Below are 21391 nucleotides of genomic sequence, written 5' to 3' on the forward strand. Positions count from 1 at the left end.
AAGGCATGAGCATCCAGACCGACAGCTTCACGGAACAGCGCATCATCGACGCGGCCCCCATCTCGCACAACGAAGAGGCCATCGAACGGGCCTTGCGCCCCAAGCAGCTCGACGAGTATGTGGGGCAGGAAAAGATCCGCGACCAGCTGGAAATTTTTATTACGGCCGCGCGCCAGCGCAAGGAAGCGCTCGACCACACCTTGCTGTTCGGCCCGCCGGGCCTGGGCAAGACGACCCTGGCGCACATCATCGCGCGCGAAATGGGCGTCAATTTGCGCCAGACCTCCGGCCCCGTGCTGGAGCGCCCGGGCGACCTGGCGGCGATCCTGACGAACCTGGAAGCGAACGACGTCCTGTTCATCGATGAAATCCACCGGCTGTCGCCCGTCGTGGAAGAGATTTTGTATCCGGCGCTTGAGGATTATCAGATCGATATCATGATCGGCGAAGGCCCGGCCGCCCGTTCCGTAAAGCTCGATCTGCAACCGTTTACATTGGTGGGCGCCACCACGCGCGCCGGCATGCTGACCAATCCGCTGCGCGACCGCTTCGGCATCGTCGCGCGCCTGGAGTTTTATAACACGGGCGAATTGACGAAGATCGTTACGCGCAGCGCGGCCTTGCTGAAAGCGCCGATCGACCCGGAAGGCGCGCACGAGATCGCCCAGCGCGCGCGCGGCACGCCCCGCATCGCCAACCGCCTGCTGCGCCGCGTGCGCGATTTTGCGGAAGTCAAAAGCAATGGCGAGATCACCAAGGTGGTGGCCGACCGCGCGCTGGCCATGCTCGACGTCGATTCCGCCGGCTTTGATGTGATGGACCGCAAGCTGCTCGAAGCCGTGCTGTTCAAGTTCGGCGGCGGCCCCGTCGGCATCGGGAATCTGGCGGCAGCCATTGGCGAAGCGGCCGATACCATCGAAGACGTGCTGGAACCGTATCTGATACAGCAAGGTTTCCTGCAGCGCACGCCCCGTGGCCGCGTCGCCACGCCGGCCGCCTACCTGCACTTTGGCGTCAGCGCCCCGCGCATGGGCCCGGGCGGCGAAGCGTGGGAACTGTGATGGTGGAAGGCAGCCAGCAGACCACGCCGGGCATGCAGATATGGATCGACGCCGATGCGTGTCCCGTCGTCATCAAGGAAATCCTGTATCGCGTGGCCGACCGCCTGGAATTGCCGCTCACCCTGGTCGCCAACCAGGGCTTGCGCGTGCCGCCCTCGCGTTTTATCCGCACCGTGCAAGTGCCGTCCGGCGCGGACGTGGCCGACCAGGAAATCGTGCGCCTGTTGAATCCCGGCGACCTCGTCATCACGGGCGACATCCCGCTGGCCGCCGACGTGCTGACCAAGGGCGGTTTTGCGCTGAACCCGCGCGGCGAGTTTTATACGAAGGACAATATCGCCCAGCAACTGACGATGCGCGCCTTCATGGAGGAATTGCGCAGCGGCGGCGTCGACACGGGCGGCCCGGCCGCGTTCAGCCAGTCGGACCGGCAGCAGTTCGCCAATAGCCTGGACCGGCATTTGAGCAAGCATCACCGCAAGCCGGCCCCGGCGCAGTAAGCGGTGGACGAAAAAAACGTGGACGAAAAAAAACCGGCGCAAGCCGGTTTTTTTATGTGCATGTAACTTAGCGTGCAGCTTTGCGCGTGCCTACCACTTCCACCGTCACGCGGCGGTTCTTGGCGCGGCCGGCGGCACTCGTGTTGTCGGCCACCGGTTGCGCTTCTCCCTTGCCTTCCGTATAGACGCGGCTCGTTTCCACGCCTTGCGCCACCAGATAGGCCTTGACGGCTTCGGCGCGGCGCTGCGACAGTTTCTGGTTGTAGGCGTCGGAACCGACGGCATCCGTATGGCCTACCGTGACGATGACTTCCAGATCCATGCCCGTCAATTGTCCGAGCAGCTGGTCCAGCGCCGCCTTGCCTTGCGGCTTGAGTGTCGATTGATCGAAATCAAACAGCGCTTCGGAGGCAAACGACACTTTTTCCGCTACGGGGACAGGCGCCGGTGCGGCCACGATGACAGGTGCCGGCATGGCGACGACAGGGGCGACTTCGGGCGCCGGCTGGTAGGCGGGCGTGGCGCTGGCCGGGCGGCCCAGTTTATACACGAGGCTGACGGAATACAGGTCCGCATCGCCGCGGTTGCCGACGGCATCGTTCAGGCGATAACGTTCGACTTCGCCGCGCAGGGCCAGCGCTTCGCTGAACTTGTATTCGAGGCCGAGGCCCAGCTTGGCATTGAGTTTGCGCTCGCTGGCATGGGTATTGGTCGAACCGAGCAGGCGGTTACCGCTGAACTCCGTGTTGGTCCTGGTATAGTGCATGCCGACACGGCCCAGCAACGACAGGCGCTGCGACAGCGGCAGCTGGCCCAGCAGGTCCAGGTTCACGCCGCGAAACGCCGCTTGTCCGTTGAGCACGCCGTTGCCGCTGGTGGTCGACTTGAAATCGAACTTGCCCAGGTCAAAGTAGCCCGCTTCCACGGCGACATACTGGTTCAGTTGGCGGCCGACAAACAGCTTATAGCCGGTGTCGCGCTGGTCCTTGCTGAAGCCGGTGACGGTTTCGCCGTTGGCGGCCAGGCTGGCGCGCAGGCGCGGCTCGTCGATGGTGGCGCGCGACTGGCCTACGCCCGCGCCGATGTACCAGGCGCTGTTGGCCCAGTCCGGGTTGATGAAAGTGTTGTCCTGCGCCTGCGCCGATTGCGCCGCCAGCAAGGCGCCGGCCATGACGCTCAGGGCGCCCAGTGTGTGTGCGATAGTCATCGTCATGTCCCGATTATTTGGTGATCTGGTTGTTGCGCAGGGTAACGGCGGCAGCCGTCAGCACGCGGCCATTGAGCAGGGTCGTGTTGTCGCCCACCGTGATGGCAGCCGACTGGCCCAGGATATTGCCCTTGAAGACGCTGTTCGCGGCCAGGGTGGTCGGGCCGACAGGCAGCCAGCTGACGTTGTCGGCCGTGGCGCCGTTATTCAGGGCAACTACCGAATTGACGGTCGAGTCCAGGGTCAGCGCCGTGCGGAAGATGTACACGCCGGGACCGTTCAGTGTCAGCGTACCGGTAATGCTGATGGCACCGGCATAGCAATACACGCCGGGGCCGAAGGTCTGGCCACCGAGGTCGATGCCGCCGGCAAAGGTGACGTCGCAAGTCCGGCTATTGCCGTCCGTGATCGCCGCTTGCAAATCCGTCATGGCGCCGGCCAGGATGGCGCCCGACTTGTAGTTGGTAAAGCCGGCCGCCTGGGTCGGATCGGTGGTCTGCGAAGGCGCACCGACGTCGCCCGTGATCAGGGTGGTGCCGCCCGAGTTGTTCGTGATCGAGGTGCCGGCCAGTACGCCGAACGGCGCCGCGCGGCCCAGGATGATCGGATTGAGGACGGGCGGGATGGCGACGGCCGTGACCGTCAGCAACGCGCTGCCAGACTGGCCGCCGGCCGTGGCCGTGATGCTGCTGGTGCCGGCGGCGATGCCGGTGGCGACGCCCGTGTTCAGTACGCTGGCGTTGGCAACGGTGCCTGACGTCCAGGCGGCGCTGTTGGTGACGATGGCGTTCGAGCTGTCCGAATACGTTGCGGTGGCAATGAATTGCTGTTGGGCACCAACAGCGATGCTGGCTGTGGCTGGCGTGACGGCGATGCTGACCAGGGTGAGGGCAGGTACGGTCACGGTGGTGCTGGCCGTCTTGCCGTTGAAGCTGGCATTCATGACGCTGGTACCAAAGGCAACGCCGGTAACGAGGCCGCCGCTGGCGACGGTGGCCGAGGCGGGCGTGACTGAAACGAAGGTGCTGCCGGTCGTGACGTCCACGCTGCTGCCATCCGAATACGTGGCAAGGACGGCCAGCTGGCGCGTCGCGGCGGCCGGGATGACGGGGTTTTGCGGCGTGACGGCGATAGCCAGCAGGGTCGCTGGCGTGACGGTCAGCACGGTGCTGGCTGTCAAGGTGCCCGTGGTAGCCGTGATCTGTGTCGTGCCGGCAACCTTACCCAGCGCCAAGCCGCCAGCGGCGATGCTGGCCGTGGTAGGGCTGGCCGAAGCAAAGGTCGACACGGCCGTGACGTCTCGCGTGGCGCCGTCGCTGAAGCTGCCGCTCACCGTGAATTGCTGTGTTGCGGCGATGGCGATGGATGGCGCGAGCGGCGTGATGGCGATCGCCGTCAAGGTGGCCGGCGAGACGGTCAGCTGGGCCGCCGCGCTCTTGCCGCCGAACGCGGCGCTGATGCTGCTGCTGCCGGCAGCGATGCCGGTGCTCAAGCCTGTGGCGGCATTGACTGTCGCGCTGGCTGGCGTGGCCGACGTCCAGGCCGACTTGGCGCTGACGTCTTGCGAAGAGCCGTCGCTATACGTGGCGATGGCCGTGAATTGCTGGCCCGCGCCGATGGCGACCGTGGCCGTGGCTGGCGTGACGGCCAGACTGGACAAGGTGGCAGCCGGCAAGCCGAGGATGGGATCGCGTCCCTGGTCGCCGCCGCCACAGCCGGCCAGGGCGGCCATGGCCAGCAGACCTGCCGAGACGAGCAGCGGGTTCAGATATCGCTTGAAGAGATTCATATAATTCCTTTGTGCATGGCAGTCATTGCCGGGCATCCGCGGATGAGGTCATCCGGCAGAGCCATGCCGCCTTTCGCTACAGGGCGATGGCGTCACAGGCATGCACTATTTCATTTAGGAAACTGAAGGTATGTGCGCTGGCGCGCTTAGCTTGTCTTTGAGGGGGAATGGGTTCAAAAGGGAACGATTCGGCCTGAAAAACAACGGCCGTGTGCGGAAAGCAGGCACAAAAAAGCCGGCGCAGGGCCGGCTTCGACAGGGCGGGGCGGTTGCTTACTCTTCGCGCACCCACGTTTGCGAGCGCCCAAACATCGGCACGCCGACATAGCCGCGCACTTGCAGCTTGGTGCCACCTTCCGTCAGTTCTGCCTTGCTCTTGTAGACCTTGCCGCTGGCGGGGTCCGTGATTTCGCCGCCCGTCCATTCCTTGCCGTCATATTTCAGGCCGGACAGGATCACCAGGCCGATGATGGGCTGGTCCTTGTTGGCGCCCGTGCACTTGTCGCACTTGGGATTTTGATCTTCATTCGGGCCACGGAACAGCTTTTCGATCTTGCCTTGCAAGACACCATTGTTTTCCGTGATGACAACGAGGGATTTCGGCTTGCCGCTGGCGTCATCGATGGTTTTCCACGTGCCGACGGGGGTGTAGTTGCCGTCGCGCGCGGTGGCGCTGCCGGCGATGGCCAGGGCGGCCACCAGTACGCTTGCTTTGAATAGTTTATGCATCGCTAGTCTCCTGTGGTTTTTTTGATCTGTTACGAAACAGTATAGATACCAAGGCAAGACCAGCAGTGCTGCGCGGCGTCAGGAGATGACGCCGCGCAATCCTTCCAAACTTGCCTTATGCGCTGGCTAGTTTAGCAAACTGTTCGCGCAGTTTTTCAATTGTCGCCGAAAAACTGAGCAAACGCTCGTTTTCTTGCGCGACGATGGCGGCAGGGGCGCGCGCAACAAAGCTTTCATTGCCCAACTTGCTGTTGACCTTGGCAATTTCCGCTTCGATGCGGGCGATTTCCTTGCCCAGGCGCTCGCGTTCGGCGGCCACGTCGATTTCCACTTTCAGCATCAGCTTGGTGGTGCCGACGATGGCGACGGCCGCTGGCGAGTCCGGCAGCGCATCGACGATCTGCACTTCAGCCAGCTTGCCCAGCGACTGGATGTACGGTGCGTACGATGCCAGCGCGGCTTTTTCCGTGGCATTGCCCGCTTCGACGATCAGCGGCACGCGCACGGACGGCGAGATCTGCATTTCGCCGCGCAGGTTGCGCGTTGCGTCCGTCAAGGCTTTCAGCTGCTGCATCCACGCTTCCGCACTTTCATCGATCTTGTCGGTGTTGGCGATCGGATACGGCTGCATCATGATCGAATCGCCCTCTGGCTTGAGCGTCTTGCCGGCCAAAGGCGCCACCGTTTGCCACAGGGCTTCCGTGACAAACGGAATGATCGGATGTGCCAGGCGCAGCACGACTTCCAGCACGCGCAGCAGGGTGTGGCGGGTGGCGCGCTGCTGGCCTTCCGTGCCCTGTTGCACTTGGACTTTCGCGACTTCCAGGTACCAGTCGCAATACTCGTCCCAGACGAATTTGTAGATGGTGGCGGCGATATTGTCGAAACGGAAGTCTTCAAAGCCCTTGGCCACGTCCAGCTCCGCTTTTTGCAGCAGCGAGATGATCCATTTGTCCGCTTGCGACAGGTCGGCGTCATTCGGCGTGCAGTCCTTGCCTTCCGTATTCATCATGACGAAACGGGTGGCATTCCACATCTTGTTGCAGAAGTTGCGGTAGCCTTCGCAGCGGCCCAGGTCGAAATTGATGTTGCGGCCCAGCGATGCATAGCTGGCCATGGTGAAGCGCACGGCGTCCGTGCCGTAGGCGGAAATGCCTTCCGGGAACTCCTTGCGCGTTGCCTTGGTGATCTTTTCCGCGTCGCGCGGGTTCATCAAGCCCGTGGTGCGCTTGACGATCAAGCCTTCCAGGTCGATGCCGTCGATCAGGTCGATCGGGTCCAGGGTGTTGCCCTTCGATTTGGACATCTTCTGGCCCGTCGAATCGCGCACGAGGCCGTGCACGTAGACGGTTTCAAACGGTACCTTGCCCGTGAAGTGCGCCGTCATCATGACCATGCGCGCGACCCAGAAGAAGATGATGTCGAAACCCGTCACCAGCACGGACGATGGCAGGAAGGCTTTCATGTCCGGCGTTTCTTCCGGCCAACCCATGGTCGAGAACGGTACGAGCGCCGACGAGAACCACGTGTCGAGCACGTCGTCGTCGCGTTTCAACGGGCCCGTGCTGCCGGCCGCCTGCGCCTTGGCGATGGCTTCCGCTTCCGTCTTGGCAACGAAGATATTGCCGGCATCGTCGTACCACGCCGGGATTTGATGGCCCCACCACAGCTGGCGCGAGATGCACCAGTCCTGGATGTTGTTGAGCCATTGGTTGTAGGTGGTGCTCCAGTTTTCCGGCACAAACTTGATTTCGCCGCTGGCGACCTTGTCCAGCGCCGTTTCCGCGATCGACTTGCCTGGGAAGAAGGTGCCTTCCGGGGCCGGCTTGCTCATGGCAACGAACCACTGGTCCGTCAGCATCGGCTCGATGACGACGCCCGTGCGGTCGCCGCGTGGCACCATCAGCTTGTGCGGCTTGACCTGTTCCAGCAAGCCTTGCGCGTCGAGGTCGGCGACGATCTGCTTGCGCGCGGCGAAGCGGTCCATGCCGCGGTAGGCTGCCGGCGCGTCGTCGGTGATCTTCGCGTCCAGGGTCAGGATGACGATCTGCGCCAGCTTGTGGCGCTGGCCCACGGCGTAATCGTTCATGTCGTGCGCCGGGGTGATCTTCACGCAGCCGGTGCCGAATTCCTTGTCGACGTATTCGTCGGCGATGATGGGGATTTCGCGGTCCGTCAGCGGCAGTTTCAGCATCTTGCCCACCAGCGCCGTGTAGCGCTCGTCCGTCGGATCGACGGCCACGGCCACGTCGCCCAGCATGGTTTCAGGACGGGTCGTGGCCACCGTCAGGAAACCGCTGCCGTCGGCCAGCGGGTACTTGATGTACCACATGGAACCGTCTTCTTCCTCGGACACCACTTCCAGGTCGGACACAGCCGTGCCCAGCACGGGGTCCCAGTTGACGAGGCGCTTGCCGCGGTAGATCAGGCCTTGCTCGAACAGGCGCACGAAGACGTCGGTGACGACTTTCGAGCGCGGTTCGTCCATCGTGAAGTATTCGCGCTGCCAGTCGGCCGAGGCGCCCAGGCGGCGCATCTGGCCGGTGATGATGGAACCGGATTTTTCTTTCCATTCCCACACTTTTTCCACGAATTTCTCGCGGCCCAGGTCATGGCGCGAAATCTTTTGCGCGTCCAGCTGGCGTTGCACGACGATCTGCGTGGCGATGCCCGCGTGGTCGGTGCCGGGTATCCAGGCCGTGTTGTGGCCCAGCATGCGGTGGTAGCGGGTCAGGCCATCCATGATGGTCTGGTTGAACGCATGGCCCATGTGCAGGGTGCCGGTGACGTTCGGCGGCGGCAACTGGATGCTGAAGGAAGGTTTTCCCGCATCGAGGGTGGCGGTAAAGTAACCGCGCTGCTCCCACTCGGTGCGCCAGAATTGTTCAATGTCGGCGGGCTCGAAAGACTTGGCTAATTCCATGATTTGGCGTGTGATTGGCAAAAGGAACCATTATAGATGACGCGGCATCGCCTGCAGCGTGGCAAGCCGCCTTTTTCAGTGTTTTGGCGGCTTTGCGGGCCGTTGACGGGCAACAGAACGGGGATAAAAGCGCTGCCGATGTTATAATGCCGGCCTTGGCGCCTCCTGCCCTATCTTTGCGGAGAGCGCCAGCGGGCGCAGTTGTATCAAAGTTTCACTCCAACTCTCGTCCGCGTCACCCGGCCAGCGCATCTGCGATGCCAGCCACTTTCAGAGCGTCCCCTGCGGGCTGGGCGCCTGAGCCACGCGCACCGCCAGCGGTGCACCATTCACGGCGGAATCAAGGCGGCTCGTCATTGCACGCCGCTGCCGCCACAGCTTAGCCAGGAATGTTGTTATCTGGCCCGTCGTCTTTCGATACGGCATGTTCCACAGCGCCTGGCCGCTGTGGCTATGCCATGGCCGCGCGCTTTCCCGGTTTTGCCTGCATAAGGAAACCAGCATGAAAAAACTCTCGATCAGTGTCGGCCTCGTTTCGACCATCGCCACCCTGGGCGCCTTGCCTGCCGCCCATGCCCAGTCCTCCGTCAACGTGTATGGCTTGATGGATGCGGGTCTGGTGCAGGAAGGCGGCATCAGCAAGCTCACCAGCGGCGTGTCGGCCGGTTCGCGTCTGGGCTTGCGCGGCACGGAATCCCTGGGTAACGGCTTGCAAGCCGTGTTCACGCTGGAAGCGGGCGTCCTGAGCGACACGGGGCGCTCGGACCAGGCAGGCCAGTTGTTTGGCCGCCAGGCGTTTGTCGGCCTCGACAGTCCGCTGGGCATGTTGACCGTGGGGCGCCAGTACAACCTGCAGAGCCAGGCGCTGACCGACGTGGCCGATCCATTCGAGGGCGGCATGGCGGGCGCGTCGACCAACCTGGCCGGCTATTCGGCCACGCGCATCGACAATACCGTGCGCTACACCTCGCCCGAGCTGCGCGGCGTCACGGCCACGGTCATGGTCGGCTTTGGCGAACACACGGGGATTGCGGCGGACCAGCGTTCGCTGGGCCTGGCCCTCGGCTATGTCAACGGTCCATTGACCTTGCGCCTGGCGCGCCAGAGCCGTGCCGGCGAGCCGGGCAAGGCCGACGTGAACAACACGATATTGGCTGGTAACTACAACTTCGGCGTGGCCACGGCATTTGCCGGCTATGGCCGCAATACGGGCGATGGCAGCAGCATGTTCTTTGCCGAGAATCCATACGGTGCGGCGCAGGCGCCGGCCCAGTCCACCGACAGCCGCGACGCCATCGTCGGCGTGTCCGTGCCGCTCGGCGCGACTACCCTGCTGGCCTCGTATGTGCGCAAGGATGACCGCGACGCTGCCAACCGCGATGCGCAGCAGCTGGCTATCGGCGCCACGTATGCCTTGTCCAAGCGCAGCAAGGTGTATGTTGCCTACGCGCACATCCGTAACCGCAACGATGCGGCCTATATGGTGGGCAATGCCACCGAAGTGGGCAGCGGCAACCGCGCCTTCAACGTCGGCCTGCGCCACGCGTTCTAAACCGTCACGCTAGGCGGGCAGCATGCTGCCTTCGTGCAGCAGCGCTTCGAAGGCGGGGGCGGCCAGGGGGCGGCTGAACAAATAGCCCTGCATCTGGTCGCAGCCTTGCTGGCGCAGGAAGGCCAGCTGCTGTTCCGTTTCCACGCCTTCGGCGATGACTTTCAGGCGCAAGCTGTGCGCCAGCGAAATGATGGCGCGCACGATGGCGGCGTCGTCGTCGCTGTGCGTGATGTCGCTGACGAAGGTTTTATCGATTTTCAGCACGTCGATAGGGAAGTGGCGCAGGTAGGCCAGGCTGGAATAGCCGGTGCCGAAGTCGTCGATGGACAATTGCACGCCCAGCGCCTTCAGGTTGGCCATGATGGCCGTGGCTTGCTCCACGTTATGCATGACCATGCTTTCCGTCAATTCCAGTTCCAGATGGGCCGCATCGAGGCCTGTCTCGGCCAGTGCCTGCGCCACCGCGTGCAGCAGATTCCTTTGCTTGAATTGTCGCGCCGACAGGTTGACGGCCAGGCGCAGCGGACCATGGCCGGCCAGTTGCCAGGCGCGCGTCTGGGCGCACGCCGTGCGCAGCACCCAGTCGCCAATGGGGGTGATCAAGCCCATTTCCTCGGCGAGGCCGATGAAGCTGGCAGGTGGAATACGCCCCAGTTGCGGATGTTGCCAGCGCAGCAGCGCTTCCATGCCCACCACGGCGCCGCTGGCCAGATCCAGCTGGGGCTGGTATTCGAGGTGGAATTGCCCGCGTTCCAGGGCGTGGCGCAACTCGCTCTCCAGCCCCAGGCGCTCCAGGGTGCCCGCATTCATGCCCGAGGCATAGAATTGCCAGTTGCCCCGTCCCTGTTCCTTGGCGCGGTACATGGCGATGTCGGCGTGCTTGATCAGGGTGTCGGCATCGTCGCCATCGTCGGGATACACGGCCACGCCCATGCAACAGCTGAGAAAAAATTCATATTCGCCCAGTTGCAGCGGCTGCGCCACGGCGTCCTGGATGCGCTGCAGAATGGCCGCGCCCGGTTCGCCATTGCCATGCTGGGGCAGCAGCAGCACGAATTCGTCGCCGCCCAGGCGTGCCACCGTGTCGACTTCGCGCGTGGCGTCGCGCAGGCGTTCGGCCACGCTTTTCAGCACCAGGTCGCCGGCATCATGGCCCAGGGTATCGTTGACGAATTTAAAGCGGTCGAGGTCGATGAAAACCACCCACAGGGGATGGCCACTGCGCCGCGTCACGGCCATCGCCTGCTCCAGCCGTTCGCGCAGCAGTGCCCGGTTGGCCAGGCCCGTCAGGATATCGTGCCTGGCCTGAAATTCCATTTCCTGTTCGAAACGCATGACGGTGCTGATGTCGTATTGCGCCACAACAAAGTGACTGAGCGCGCCATCGCCATCGTCGCGCACGGGCGCGACGAACAGCTCGCTCCAGTAGCTGCTGCCATCCTTGCGGAAATTGCGCACGATGGCCTTGCCTTCGCGCTGTTCGCGCAGGGCCGCCGAAATGGCGTGCATGTCTTGCCGCCCCTGCTCGGGACCCTGCAAGTCTTCCAGGCGCTGGCCGATGACTTCGCCGGCCGTATAGCCGGTGATGCGCTCGAAGGCAGGGTTGACGTATTCGATCAGGTAGCCCGGTGCGTCGGCGCTGCACAGGATGATGGCATTGGCCGACACTTCGATGATGCGTTCGCGCAGCCGCAGCGACTTTTCATTGTGCATGCGCGCGGCGATGTCTTCGGACAGGCGCAAATTGGCAAACTGCAGTGCCGCCGTGCGCTCGCCCGTGATGCGGGCAATCACGGAATTGCGCGAGACCAGCTGATACACATACGCGGCCGCCAGCAGGCTCGACAGCACACCACCGAGCAGCACATACAAAGAGCCGCGATGGCTGGCGTCCAGGCCCATGCCTTTGGCCGGCAGCAGGGCGGCACCCAGCGTGTGCCCGCTGGCATGGTACTGCAGCAGCAGCCGGGTGCTTTCCGACTCGATCTGGCGTGCCGAGACGTAGCACAGCGCCGTCAGGCACAGCCCGACTGCCAGGGTGATCAGGGCCGAGGTGGAGACGGAAATGGAGATGCGTTTGAAGAATGATTGCATGGTGGCCCCGTGGCAGCGCCGGTGCCGATCCATGATCAGGCAGGCCGGGCAGTGACTGACTGTAGGGCGGGCGGCGAAATGTCGTCCGTTCGCTACCGAACGGACGGTAATGCCGACAAGAAATATAGTCGGGTCACTGTGCCAGTGCTGTGTTACGCTGCCGCATATGGCGCCCCTCGTTCGGACGTCTTACCTCTACCCCCTAGCTGACGACTGGAAACCAGGAAACCTGCCCATGTCGAGTCCGCATGCCCAGCTACACAACCCGAATCAAAACCATTTGCTCGCCGCCATGCTCGACGCCGATTTCGCGCGCCTGGCCCCCCACCTGGAGCAAGTATCCATGTTGCTCGGTGACGTGATCTACGATTCGGGCGACAAGCTGCAGCATGTGTATTTTCCCACCACGGCCATCGTTTCCATTCACTACCTACTGGAAAACGGCGGCTCGTCGGAAATTGCCGGCGTCGGCAATGAAGGCGTCGTGGGCGTGTCGCTGTTCATGGGCGGCAATTCGACGCCGAGCCGCGCCGTCGTGCAGACGGGCGGCGTCGGCTACCGGCTGAAGGCGCATTTGCTGATGGAAGAGTTCGACCGTGCCGGTCCCGTCATGCGCTTGCTGCTGCGCTATACGCAAGCGTTGATCACGCAAATGTCGCAAACGGCCGTCTGCAACCGCCACCATACGGTGGAGCAGCAGCTGTGCCGCTGGCTGCTGCTGACCATGGACCGCCTGCCGAACCGCGAGCTGACGATGACGCAGGAGTTGATTGCCAACATGCTGGGCGTACGCCGCGAAGGCGTGACGGAAGCGGCCGGGCGCCTGCAGGCGCGCGGCTTCATCAGTTACCGGCGCGGCCATATCTCCGTGCTGGACCGTGCCGGCCTCGAAGGCCACGTGTGCGAATGCTATGGCGTGGTCAAAAAGGAATTCACGCGCCTGTTGTCGGATGTGCGCCAGCGCCAGGCGCACTGAACACCGCATCTTTTTTTTATCGTTGTTACAGCTCAGGCTACCCCATGCAATCTGTTGAAAATATTCCCCCGCGCGCACCGTCGCGCTGGCCCATGGCGCTGGCGTTTTCGTTCAGCGCCATCGTGCTGCTGGCCATCGGCCTGCTGGCCTGGCGCGCGCCGTTCGAGACGGCATGCGTCATCGACGCGCTGGTCTTCTTGCTGCTGATGCTGCTTGTCGCGCTGTACCGGCGCACCTTGGCGGCCAGCCTGCCGCGCCAGCTGCTCAAGGCGGGCGCCTTGCAGGATGCGATTTTCAACAGCGCCAATTTTTCGTGCATCGCCACCGATGCGCAGGGCGTGATCCAGATCTTCAACGTGGGCGCCGAACGCATGCTGGGCTATGAAGCGAGCGACGTGGTGGACAAGCTGACGCCGGCCGGTATTTCCGATGCGCAAGAAATCGTCGCGCGGGCGGCCGCCCTCAGTGCCGAACTCGACAGGGTCATCACGCCCGGCGTGGAAGCGCTCGTGTTCAAGGCCACGCGCGGCATCGAAGACATTTATGAACTGACCTACATCCGCAAGGATGGCAGCCGTTTCCCGGCCATCGTCTCCGTGACGGCCTTGCGCGACGTGCAGAACAAGGTCATCGGTTACTTGCTGATCGGCACAGACAATACGGCACGCAAGCAGGTCGAGGCGGAACAGGCGCTGCTGGACCAGCGCCTGCGCGAACAGCAGGCGTATACGCGCTCGCTGGTCGAGACCAACAATGCGGAGTTGAAGAAGGCGCGCCTGGTGGCGGAAAAGGCCAACCGCGCCAAGTCCGAATTCCTGTCGAGCATGAGCCACGAATTGCGCACGCCCCTGAATGCCGTGCTGGGCTTTGCGCAGCTGATGGCGTCCGACGTGCCGCCACCGAGCCCGCCGCAGCAGCGCTCGATCGAACAAATCCTCAAGGGCGGCTGGTATCTGTTACGCCTGATTAACGAGATCCTCGACCTGGCCATGATCGAATCGGGCAAGGTCACCTTGTCGCAGGAAGCCATGTCCCTGCTCGACGTGTTGCAGGATTGCCAGGCGATGATCGCGCCGCAGGCGGAAAAGCGCGGCATCCGCATGCACTTCCCCCGCTGCGGCCAGGCCTTCTATGTACATGCGGACCGCACGCGCGTGAAACAGGTGATGGTCAACCTGCTGTCGAACGCCATCAAGTACAACCAGGGCGGCGGCACCGTTACCGTCGATTGCAGCCAGCGCGGCGCCAAGGTGCGGGTCAGCGTGCGCGACAGTGGCGTCGGCCTCGATGCGGGCCAGGTGGCACAGTTGTTCCAGCCCTTCAACCGCCTGGGACAGGAAAACAGCACGGAAGAGGGCACGGGCATCGGTCTCGTCGTCACCAAGCAATTGATCGAATTGATGGGCGGCACCATCGGCGTCGACAGCACGGTGGGCGTGGGCACCACGTTCTGGTTCGAGCTCGCTTCGAGCAGCGCGCCGGCATTGGTGCTGGGCGATGGCGACGCGCTGCCGCAGGTGCAGGTGCCGCAGGAAAGCCAGCGCACCTTGCTGTACGTGGAAGACAATCCCGCCAACCTGGCGCTGGTCGAGCAATTGATCGCCCGCCGCAGCGATTTGAAGTTGCTCACAGCCATCGATGCGCACCTGGGCATCGACCTGGCGCGCACGTATCAGCCGGACGTGATCTTGATGGATATCAACCTGCCCGGCATCAGCGGCTTCGGCGCACTGCATATCCTGCACGACGACCCGCTCACCAGCCACATTCCCGTGATGGCCCTGTCGGCCAACGCCGTGCCGCGCGACATCGAGAAAGGCCTGGAAGCGGGTTTCTTCCGCTATTTGACCAAGCCGATCAAGGTCGTCGAGTTCATGGATGCGCTCGACGTGGCCCTGCACCATGCGGCCGCGCACGGCCTGGCCGACGACACTCACGCAGTACGCTAATTCAGCACTTAATTTTAGGAATACCGCCATGCTTCAAGCCACCGAGATCCTGAACGCCAGCATCCTCATCGTTGATGACCAGGAGGCCAACGTCATGCTGCTGGAACAGGTGCTGCGCAATGCCGGCTATACGCGCATTACCTCCACCATGGATCCGCAAGCCGTGCATGCGCTGCACCAGCAGCACCGTTACGACCTGATCCTGCTCGACTTGCAAATGCCGGAAATGGATGGCTTCGAGGTGATGGAAGGCTTGCGCGACATCGAGGCGGGCAGCTATCTGCCCGTGCTGGTGATCACGGCCCAGCCCGGCCACAAGCTGCGCGCGCTGCAAGCGGGCGCCAAGGATTTCGTCAGCAAGCCCTTCGACCTGGTGGAAGTGAAAACGCGCATCCACAACATGCTGGAAGTGCGCTTGCTATACCAGAAGCTGGCCGAATACAACAAGTCGCTGGAACAGATGGTGGAAGCGCGCACGGCGGAGCTGCGCGAAAGCGAAGCGCGCTTCCAGCGCTTCACGGAACTGTCGTCCGACTGGTACTGGGAACAGGATGCGCAAGGCAATCTGACGCGCTTTTCCGGCCCCGTGGCCGAAATGCTGGGCATTGGCAGCGAGGAAGAGCCACAGCGCTGGAACGCCACCGAACGCGCGCTGCTCGACGCAAAAATTGCCGCACGCGAACCGTTCCTTGATTTCATCTACAGCCGCGCCAACCTCGACGGCAGCACGCAGTACCTGCAAGTGAGCGGCGAACCGATGTTCGACAATGGCAGCCGCTTCATCGGCTACCGCGGCATCGGCCTCGATGTCACGGAGCGCCTGCGCATCGCCTGATTTATACTTGGTGCCATCCACATCCACAAGGAAAGCATCATGGCTGACAAATCTCCCTCCTATTGGTTCCCCGCCAAGACCTATGGCTGGGGCTGGGGCTTGCCCATCACCTGGCAAGGCTGGCTGGTGTTCCTGGCCGCGCTGGCGCTGTTCGCCTGCGGCGCCTTCCTGTTTCCGCCGCAAACCATGCTGGTCGGCTACATCGTCTATGAAGTGGCCATCGTTGCCGTGCTCATTTTCATCTGCCAGCTGAAGGGCGAACCGACCAGCTGGCGCTGGGGCAAGAAGAAATAAGCGCGATGGCGTCTGTTGCAATGCAGCAGATGCGCAAAGACGACACCTGCAAGAAATCATCTGGCCACGCGGCGTGAACCGCGTATAATTGGCTCGCTGCCGCAAGGCGGCAAACGCTAGGGGTCCTGCCTTTCGCTGTGGAAACACGGTGCAAGCGCGGGTGAGAAATACCCTCCGAACCTGATCTGGATAATGCCAGCGAAGGGAAGCTTTAGGATGAACGCACCCCGCTTTTCCGCGTGCGCGCAGCCGAACCTCCTTAGCTGGCTCCAGGCTTAAAAATAGTCTAGCCAAGGAGCCAAAATGAACGCCAACCCGAAATTCCTCTCCGCCACCGCCACGGTCGACGAAGCCGCCATCGCGCCGCTGCCCAATTCGCGCAAGATCTACGTGCAAGGCAGCCGCCCTGACATCCGCGTGCCCATGCGCGAGATCAGCCAGTCCGACACGGAAGCGTCGTTCGGCGGCGAAAAGAATCCGCCGATCTACGTCTACGACACCTCCGGCCCCTACACGGATCCGGACGTGCAGATCGACATCCGCTCTGGCCTCGATACGCCGCGCCTGCCGTGGATCATGGAGCGGGCCGACACGGAAGAATTGCCCGGTCCGACCTCCGATTACGGCATCGCCCGCCTGGCGGACCCGAAACTGGCCGAGCTGCGTTTCAACCTGCACCGCAAGCCGCGCCGCGCCATTGCCGGCAAGAACGTGACGCAAATGCATTACGCGCGCCAGGGTATCATCACGCCGGAAATGGAATTCGTCGCCATCCGCGAAAACATGCGCCGGCAGGAATATTTGCGCGAGCTGAAAGCTTCCGGCCCCATGGGCGAGCGCCTGGCCGACCTGATGGGCCGCCAGCATCCTGGCCAGTCCTTCGGCGCCAGCATCCCGGCGGAAATCACGCCGGAATTCGTGCGCGAGGAAATCGCCCGTGGCCGCGCCATCATTCCCGCCAACATCAACCACCCGGAAGTGGAACCGATGATTATCGGCCGCAATTTCCTCGTGAAGATCAATGCGAATATCGGCAATTCCGCCGTCACCTCGTCGATCGGCGAGGAAGTGGAAAAGATGACCTGGGCCATCCGCTGGGGCGGCGACAATGTGATGGATCTGTCCACAGGTAAACATATCCACGAGACGCGCGAATGGATCGTGCGCAACAGCCCCGTCCCCATCGGCACCGTGCCCATCTACCAGGCGCTGGAAAAGGTCAATGGCAAGGCCGAAGATTTAACTTGGGAAATTTTCCGCGACACCTTGATCGAGCAGGCCGAGCAGGGCGTCGACTATTTCACCATCCATGCGGGCGTGCTGTTGCGCTATGTGCCGATGACGGCCAAGCGCTTGACGGGCATCGTCTCGCGCGGCGGCTCCATCATGGCGAAATGGTGTCTGGCGCACCATCAGGAATCGTTCCTGTACACGCATTTCGAAGAGATTTGCGAAATCATGAAGGCGTATGACGTGTCGTTCTCGCTGGGCGACGGTTTGCGTCCCGGTTCCATCTACGACGCCAACGACGAGGCGCAGCTGGGCGAACTGAAAACCCTGGGCGAACTGACGCAGGTTGCGTGGAAGCACGACGTACAGGTGATGATCGAAGGTCCGGGCCACGTACCGATGCAGCTCATCAAGGAAAACATGGACCTGCAGCTGGAGCAGTGCGGCGAAGCGCCGTTCTACACCCTGGGACCGTTGACGACGGATATCGCGCCCGGCTACGACCACATCACCTCGGGCATCGGCGCGGCCATGATCGGCTGGTATGGCACGGCCATGCTGTGCTATGTGACGCCGAAGGAACACCTGGGTTTGCCCAACAAGGCGGACGTGAAGGACGGCATCATCACGTACAAGATCGCGGCGCATGCGGCCGACCTGGCCAAGGGCCATCCGGGCGCGCAAATCCGCGACAACGCGCTGTCGAAAGCCCGCTTCGAATTCCGCTGGGACGACCAGTTCAACATCGGCCTGGACCCGGACAAGGCGCGCGAATTCCACGATGAAACCCTGCCCAAGGATTCGGCCAAGGTGGCGCATTTCTGCTCCATGTGCGGCCCCCATTTCTGCTCGATGAAGATCACGCAGGAGGTGCGCGAATACGCGGCCGGCATGGGTATCGCGGAAGACAAGGCGCTCAAGCAGGGCATGGAAATCAAGGCCATCGAATTCATCAAGAACGGCGCCGAGCTGTACCGCAAGGTCTGAAGGAGAGCGTGATGCCTGCATTGATATCCATCACGCTCAACGGCGCACCGCACCAGGTGCCGCCGGGGCAAACCCTCGATCAATTGATCGCCGCCCTGTCGCTGGAAAACCAGGCGCTGGCGCTGGCCGTCAACCGCAACGTCGTGCCGCGCAAGGCGTGGCCAGGGCAGGTCTTGCAGACGCAAGATCAAGTGGAAATAGTACGCGCCATCGGCGGCGGTTAAGTTGAGAATAGAGAAGGAAGAACACATGAACACCGCAACAAACAACGACCTGCTGACCATCGCAGGAAAACAGTACTCATCGCGCCTGCTGGTGGGCAGCGGCAAGTACAAGGATTTGCCGCAGACGCGCGAAGCGACGGATGCGGCGGAAGCGCAGATCATCACGGTGGCGATTCGCAGGGTCAACATTGGCCAGGACCCGAACGCGCCCAGCCTGCTCGATTTCGTGCCACCGGACCAGTACACGATCTTGCCGAACACGGCCGGCTGCTACAACGCAAAAGATGCCGTCTACACCTTGCAACTGGCACGCGAGCTCTTGGGCGGGCGCAATCTGGTGAAGCTGGAAGTGCTGGGCGACGAAAAAACCTTGTTTCCGCACATGCCGGAAACCCTGGTCGCGGCCGAAGCGCTGGTCAAGGATGGCTTCGACGTGATGGTCTACTGCAGCGACGACCCCATCCAGGCGAAGATTCTGGAGGACATCGGCTGCGTGGCCGTCATGCCGCTGGCGTCGCTGATCGGCTCGGGCATGGGCATATTGAATCCGTGGAACTTGTCGCTGATCATCGATCAGGCGAAAGTACCCGTGCTGGTGGACGCAGGCGTGGGCACGGCGTCGGATGCGGCCATTGCCATGGAACTTGGCTGCGATGGCGTGCTGATGAATACAGCCATCGCCGGCGCGCGCGACCCCGTGCGCATGGCGCATGCCATGAAGCTGGCCGTGCGGGCCGGGCGCGAAGCATTCCTGGCGGGACGCATGCCGCGCAAATTCGCCGCTTCGCCATCGTCGCCGATGGCGGGCCGCCTGGCATGACGATGTCCAGGCGTCTGCCGTGTCGTCCGGTTGTGCTGGTGTTTGCCGGCGCCGATCCGTCGGGCGGCGCCGGCATCGCCGCCGATATCGTGGCGATTGCCGCGCAGGGCGCGCATGCCTTGCCTGTCATCACGGCGCTGACGGTGCAGGACAACGACCGCGTGTTTGCTGTCGAGCCTGTGGCCCCGGAATTGCTGCGCCGACAGGCGCAGGCGCTGATCGACAGGATCGCCATCGATGCCGTGAAGATCGGCATTCCCGGCAGCGCCGCGAATGCGGCCGTCATTGCGCAACTGATCGCGCAATTGCGGCTGGTCCGGCCGGATTTGCCTGTCGTGCTTGATCCCGTGCTGGCCAGCGGCCATGGCGACGTGCTCAGCCGGGACGACGCCGTGCTGGCGCTGGCACCCTTGCTGCCGGTGACTACCGTCATCGTACCGAATGGGCCGGAAGCGGCGGCCCTGGGCGGCGAGAAAAACCTGCGCGCGCAAGGCTGCAAGAACGTGCTGGTGACGGGCGGCCATGGCGAAGGCGAGGTGATCGTCAACCGCTGGCACGATGGCGAGGACAGGGCGCGCGAGTGGCGCTGGCCGCGCCTGCCCGGCGAATTCCACGGCAGCGGCTGCACCCTGGCGTCCGCCATTGCGGCGCGCCTGGCCCTGGGCCAGGCATTGCCCGAAGCGCTGGATGGCGCGCAAAGCTATTGCCATGCGGCCCTGGCCGGCGCGTATGCGATTGCGCCAGGCCAACTGATGCCGCAACGATTCATTCAATAAGGAAAACATCATGCGTGGACTGTATCTGGTTACCCCGAACTGGGATGACACCGACCGCCTGCTCGAGATCACGGAACAGGCTTTGCACGGTGGCGTGGCCCTGCTGCAATACCGTCACAAGAGCGCCGAGGCGGAACAGCGGCGCGAGCAGGCGGGCGCCTTGCTGGTCCTGGCCCGCAAGTATGGCGTGCCTTTCATCATCAACGATTTTATCGAGCTGTGCGAAGAGCTCGACGCGGACGGCGTGCACGTGGGCGGCACGGATGCGTCCGTCGCGCAGGTGCGCGCGCGCCTGGGCAAGGACAAGCTCGTCGGCGCCTCGTGCTATGGCGACATGGCCCTGGCAAGGACGGCAGAGGCGGGTGGCGCCAGCTACGTGGCCTTCGGCGGCTTCTATCCCTCGCTGGTGAAAAAGTATCCGGTCACGACACCATTGGATATCGTGCTGCAGGCCAAGCGCGAGATCGCCTTGCCCTGCGTGGTGATCGGCGGCATGACGCCGGAGAACGCCGCGCCGCTGGTGGCGCGCGGCGCCGACATGGTGGCGGCCATCAGCAGCGTCTTTGGCAAAGAATACCAGGCGGACGATGTGAATATTGCGGTGCAGCAATTCAATCACTTGTTTGCGGCATGAGCATGCGGGTGCAGGGCTGGTTTGGGCGGATAATCGGCATATAATAAGAGCATCATTCATTACCGAGGTCCCTTTGCCCATGAGTCAGCCAGCCGCCGCGAAACGCCTTATCCTGATCGTTGACGATGACCAACTCCTGTTGGAATTCCTCGGCGAAGTCCTGCGCCATGCCGGCTACGAGACGGCCCTGGCCCATTCGGCCGAAGTGGCGCTGCAGCTGATCGCCCAGCGCGAGCCGGACCTGGCCTTGCTCGACATCCATATGCCGGGCATGTCCGGCCTGGAGCTGGCCAAGCGCCTGCATGGCGAAACGGCCGTGCCGTTCATGTTCCTGTCCGGCAGCGGCGACAGCGAATCGGGCAAGCAGGCGGCGGCCTATGGCGCCGTCGGCTATGTCGTCAAACCCGTCGACGAAGGCCGCTTGATGCCCGCGTTTGAAGCGGGTCTGGCGCGCGCCGATGAGATCCGCCAGCTCCGGCGCACCGAACTGAACCTGAATGCGGCCCTGGCCGCCGGCCGCGAAACCAGCTTGGCTGTCGGTTTGCTGATGGGCAAGTTCCAGACGGACCGCAACACGGCGTTCGAAGTGCTGCGCGACCACGCCCGTTCCAGCCGCCGCAAGATCAATGAAATCGCCAGCCAGCTGCTGCTGGCCGAAGAAACCCTGAACGGCCTGCACGGCGCCTTTTTGAACCGGGCGAAAACCAAGTAAGTGTTTCAAGTAAGCGTTGCACCGGCGCCGGCGTGGCATGTCGGCGCCTGCCTTGTTATGATGTGGCGATACGGCGCGCTGGCGCGCCTGGTTCAACCA

18 protein-coding genes and 1 riboswitch are annotated in these 21391 nt (G+C 63.0%); of the genes, 13 read left to right on the forward strand and 5 right to left on the reverse strand.

The window, feature by feature from the left end:
* The first annotated feature begins 5 nt into the window (after positions 1 to 5).
* The gene (ruvB, locus tag BLT98_RS25695; protein WP_034749202.1) at positions 6 to 1061 is read left to right on the forward strand and encodes a Holliday junction branch migration DNA helicase RuvB; all 1056 of its coding nucleotides are present in this window, start codon (positions 6 to 8) and stop codon (positions 1059 to 1061) included.
* Between the two features lie 32 nt (positions 1062 to 1093).
* Complete coding sequence (locus tag BLT98_RS25700; protein WP_092613064.1) at positions 1094 to 1561, forward strand: YaiI/YqxD family protein; 468 nt, start codon at positions 1094 to 1096, stop codon at positions 1559 to 1561.
* A gap of 67 nt (positions 1562 to 1628) precedes the next feature.
* Here BLT98_RS25700 and BLT98_RS25705 read toward each other — a convergent pair whose 3' ends face one another.
* From BLT98_RS25705 to BLT98_RS25720, 4 genes are all read right to left on the reverse strand, one after another.
* Positions 1629 to 2768, reverse strand: a complete 1140-nt coding sequence (locus BLT98_RS25705; RefSeq protein ID WP_092613067.1) for an OmpA family protein — start codon at positions 2766 to 2768, stop codon at positions 1629 to 1631.
* Positions 2769 to 2781: 13 nt separating this feature from the next.
* A complete protein-coding gene (locus BLT98_RS25710) occupies positions 2782 to 4557 on the reverse strand; it encodes an ice-binding family protein (protein WP_244517713.1) in 1776 nt (591 codons plus the stop codon).
* Between the two features lie 273 nt (positions 4558 to 4830).
* Complete coding sequence (locus BLT98_RS25715) at positions 4831 to 5286, reverse strand: DUF2147 domain-containing protein (protein WP_034784781.1); 456 nt, start codon at positions 5284 to 5286, stop codon at positions 4831 to 4833.
* Between the two features lie 115 nt (positions 5287 to 5401).
* Complete coding sequence (locus BLT98_RS25720) at positions 5402 to 8209, reverse strand: valine--tRNA ligase (RefSeq protein ID WP_092612798.1); 2808 nt, start codon at positions 8207 to 8209, stop codon at positions 5402 to 5404.
* Between the two features lie 502 nt (positions 8210 to 8711).
* Between BLT98_RS25720 and BLT98_RS25725 the strand changes: the two genes are divergently transcribed.
* On the forward strand, positions 8712 to 9761 hold the full coding sequence (locus tag BLT98_RS25725; protein WP_092613073.1) for a porin: 1050 nt from the start codon (positions 8712 to 8714) through the stop codon (positions 9759 to 9761).
* 9 nt (positions 9762 to 9770) lie between these two features.
* Here the strand turns inward: BLT98_RS25725 and BLT98_RS25730 are convergent, their stop codons facing one another.
* Positions 9771 to 11855 (reverse strand): putative bifunctional diguanylate cyclase/phosphodiesterase, encoded by a 2085-nt coding sequence (locus tag BLT98_RS25730; RefSeq protein ID WP_244517715.1) that lies wholly within the window; start codon positions 11853 to 11855, stop codon positions 9771 to 9773.
* 235 nt (positions 11856 to 12090) lie between these two features.
* Here BLT98_RS25730 and BLT98_RS25735 point away from each other — a divergent pair, with 235 nt between their 5' ends.
* The 10 genes from BLT98_RS25735 to BLT98_RS25780 all read left to right on the forward strand — a co-directional run bounded on the left by BLT98_RS25735 (position 12091) and on the right by BLT98_RS25780 (position 21292).
* The gene (locus BLT98_RS25735; protein ID WP_092612804.1) at positions 12091 to 12831 is read left to right on the forward strand and encodes a Crp/Fnr family transcriptional regulator; all 741 of its coding nucleotides are present in this window, start codon (positions 12091 to 12093) and stop codon (positions 12829 to 12831) included.
* A gap of 44 nt (positions 12832 to 12875) precedes the next feature.
* On the forward strand, positions 12876 to 14780 hold the full coding sequence (locus BLT98_RS25740) for a PAS domain-containing hybrid sensor histidine kinase/response regulator (RefSeq protein ID WP_240317681.1): 1905 nt from the start codon (positions 12876 to 12878) through the stop codon (positions 14778 to 14780).
* A gap of 28 nt (positions 14781 to 14808) precedes the next feature.
* Positions 14809 to 15615: a response regulator gene (locus tag BLT98_RS25745; RefSeq protein WP_034784792.1), complete on the forward strand. Its 807-nt coding sequence runs from the start codon at positions 14809 to 14811 to the stop codon at positions 15613 to 15615.
* A gap of 39 nt (positions 15616 to 15654) precedes the next feature.
* Positions 15655 to 15909 carry a hypothetical protein gene (locus BLT98_RS25750; protein ID WP_034784794.1) on the forward strand — a complete coding sequence of 85 codons (255 nt, stop codon included), beginning with the start codon at positions 15655 to 15657 and terminating at the stop codon, positions 15907 to 15909.
* A gap of 108 nt (positions 15910 to 16017) precedes the next feature.
* Positions 16018 to 16133, forward strand: a riboswitch (TPP riboswitch).
* A 79-nt stretch (positions 16134 to 16212) separates the two neighbouring features.
* Complete coding sequence (gene thiC, locus BLT98_RS25755) at positions 16213 to 18126, forward strand: phosphomethylpyrimidine synthase ThiC (protein WP_034784795.1); 1914 nt, start codon at positions 16213 to 16215, stop codon at positions 18124 to 18126.
* Between the two features lie 11 nt (positions 18127 to 18137).
* The gene (thiS, locus tag BLT98_RS25760) at positions 18138 to 18350 is read left to right on the forward strand and encodes a sulfur carrier protein ThiS (protein ID WP_170846499.1); all 213 of its coding nucleotides are present in this window, start codon (positions 18138 to 18140) and stop codon (positions 18348 to 18350) included.
* 25 nt (positions 18351 to 18375) lie between these two features.
* Positions 18376 to 19170, forward strand: a complete 795-nt coding sequence (locus BLT98_RS25765) for a thiazole synthase (protein ID WP_092612807.1) — start codon at positions 18376 to 18378, stop codon at positions 19168 to 19170.
* Between the two features lie 2 nt (positions 19171 to 19172).
* Positions 19173 to 19946, forward strand: a complete 774-nt coding sequence (locus tag BLT98_RS25770; protein WP_092612810.1) for a bifunctional hydroxymethylpyrimidine kinase/phosphomethylpyrimidine kinase — start codon at positions 19173 to 19175, stop codon at positions 19944 to 19946.
* A gap of 10 nt (positions 19947 to 19956) precedes the next feature.
* A complete protein-coding gene (thiE, locus tag BLT98_RS25775; protein ID WP_092612813.1) occupies positions 19957 to 20580 on the forward strand; it encodes a thiamine phosphate synthase in 624 nt (207 codons plus the stop codon).
* A gap of 79 nt (positions 20581 to 20659) precedes the next feature.
* Complete coding sequence (locus BLT98_RS25780; RefSeq protein WP_034749164.1) at positions 20660 to 21292, forward strand: ANTAR domain-containing response regulator; 633 nt, start codon at positions 20660 to 20662, stop codon at positions 21290 to 21292.
* Positions 21293 to 21391: the final 99 nt, after the last annotated feature.

It is taken from the genome of Janthinobacterium sp. YR213, from assembly GCF_900099875.1.
GTDB classification, from domain to species: domain Bacteria; phylum Pseudomonadota; class Gammaproteobacteria; order Burkholderiales; family Burkholderiaceae_D; genus Janthinobacterium; species Janthinobacterium lividum.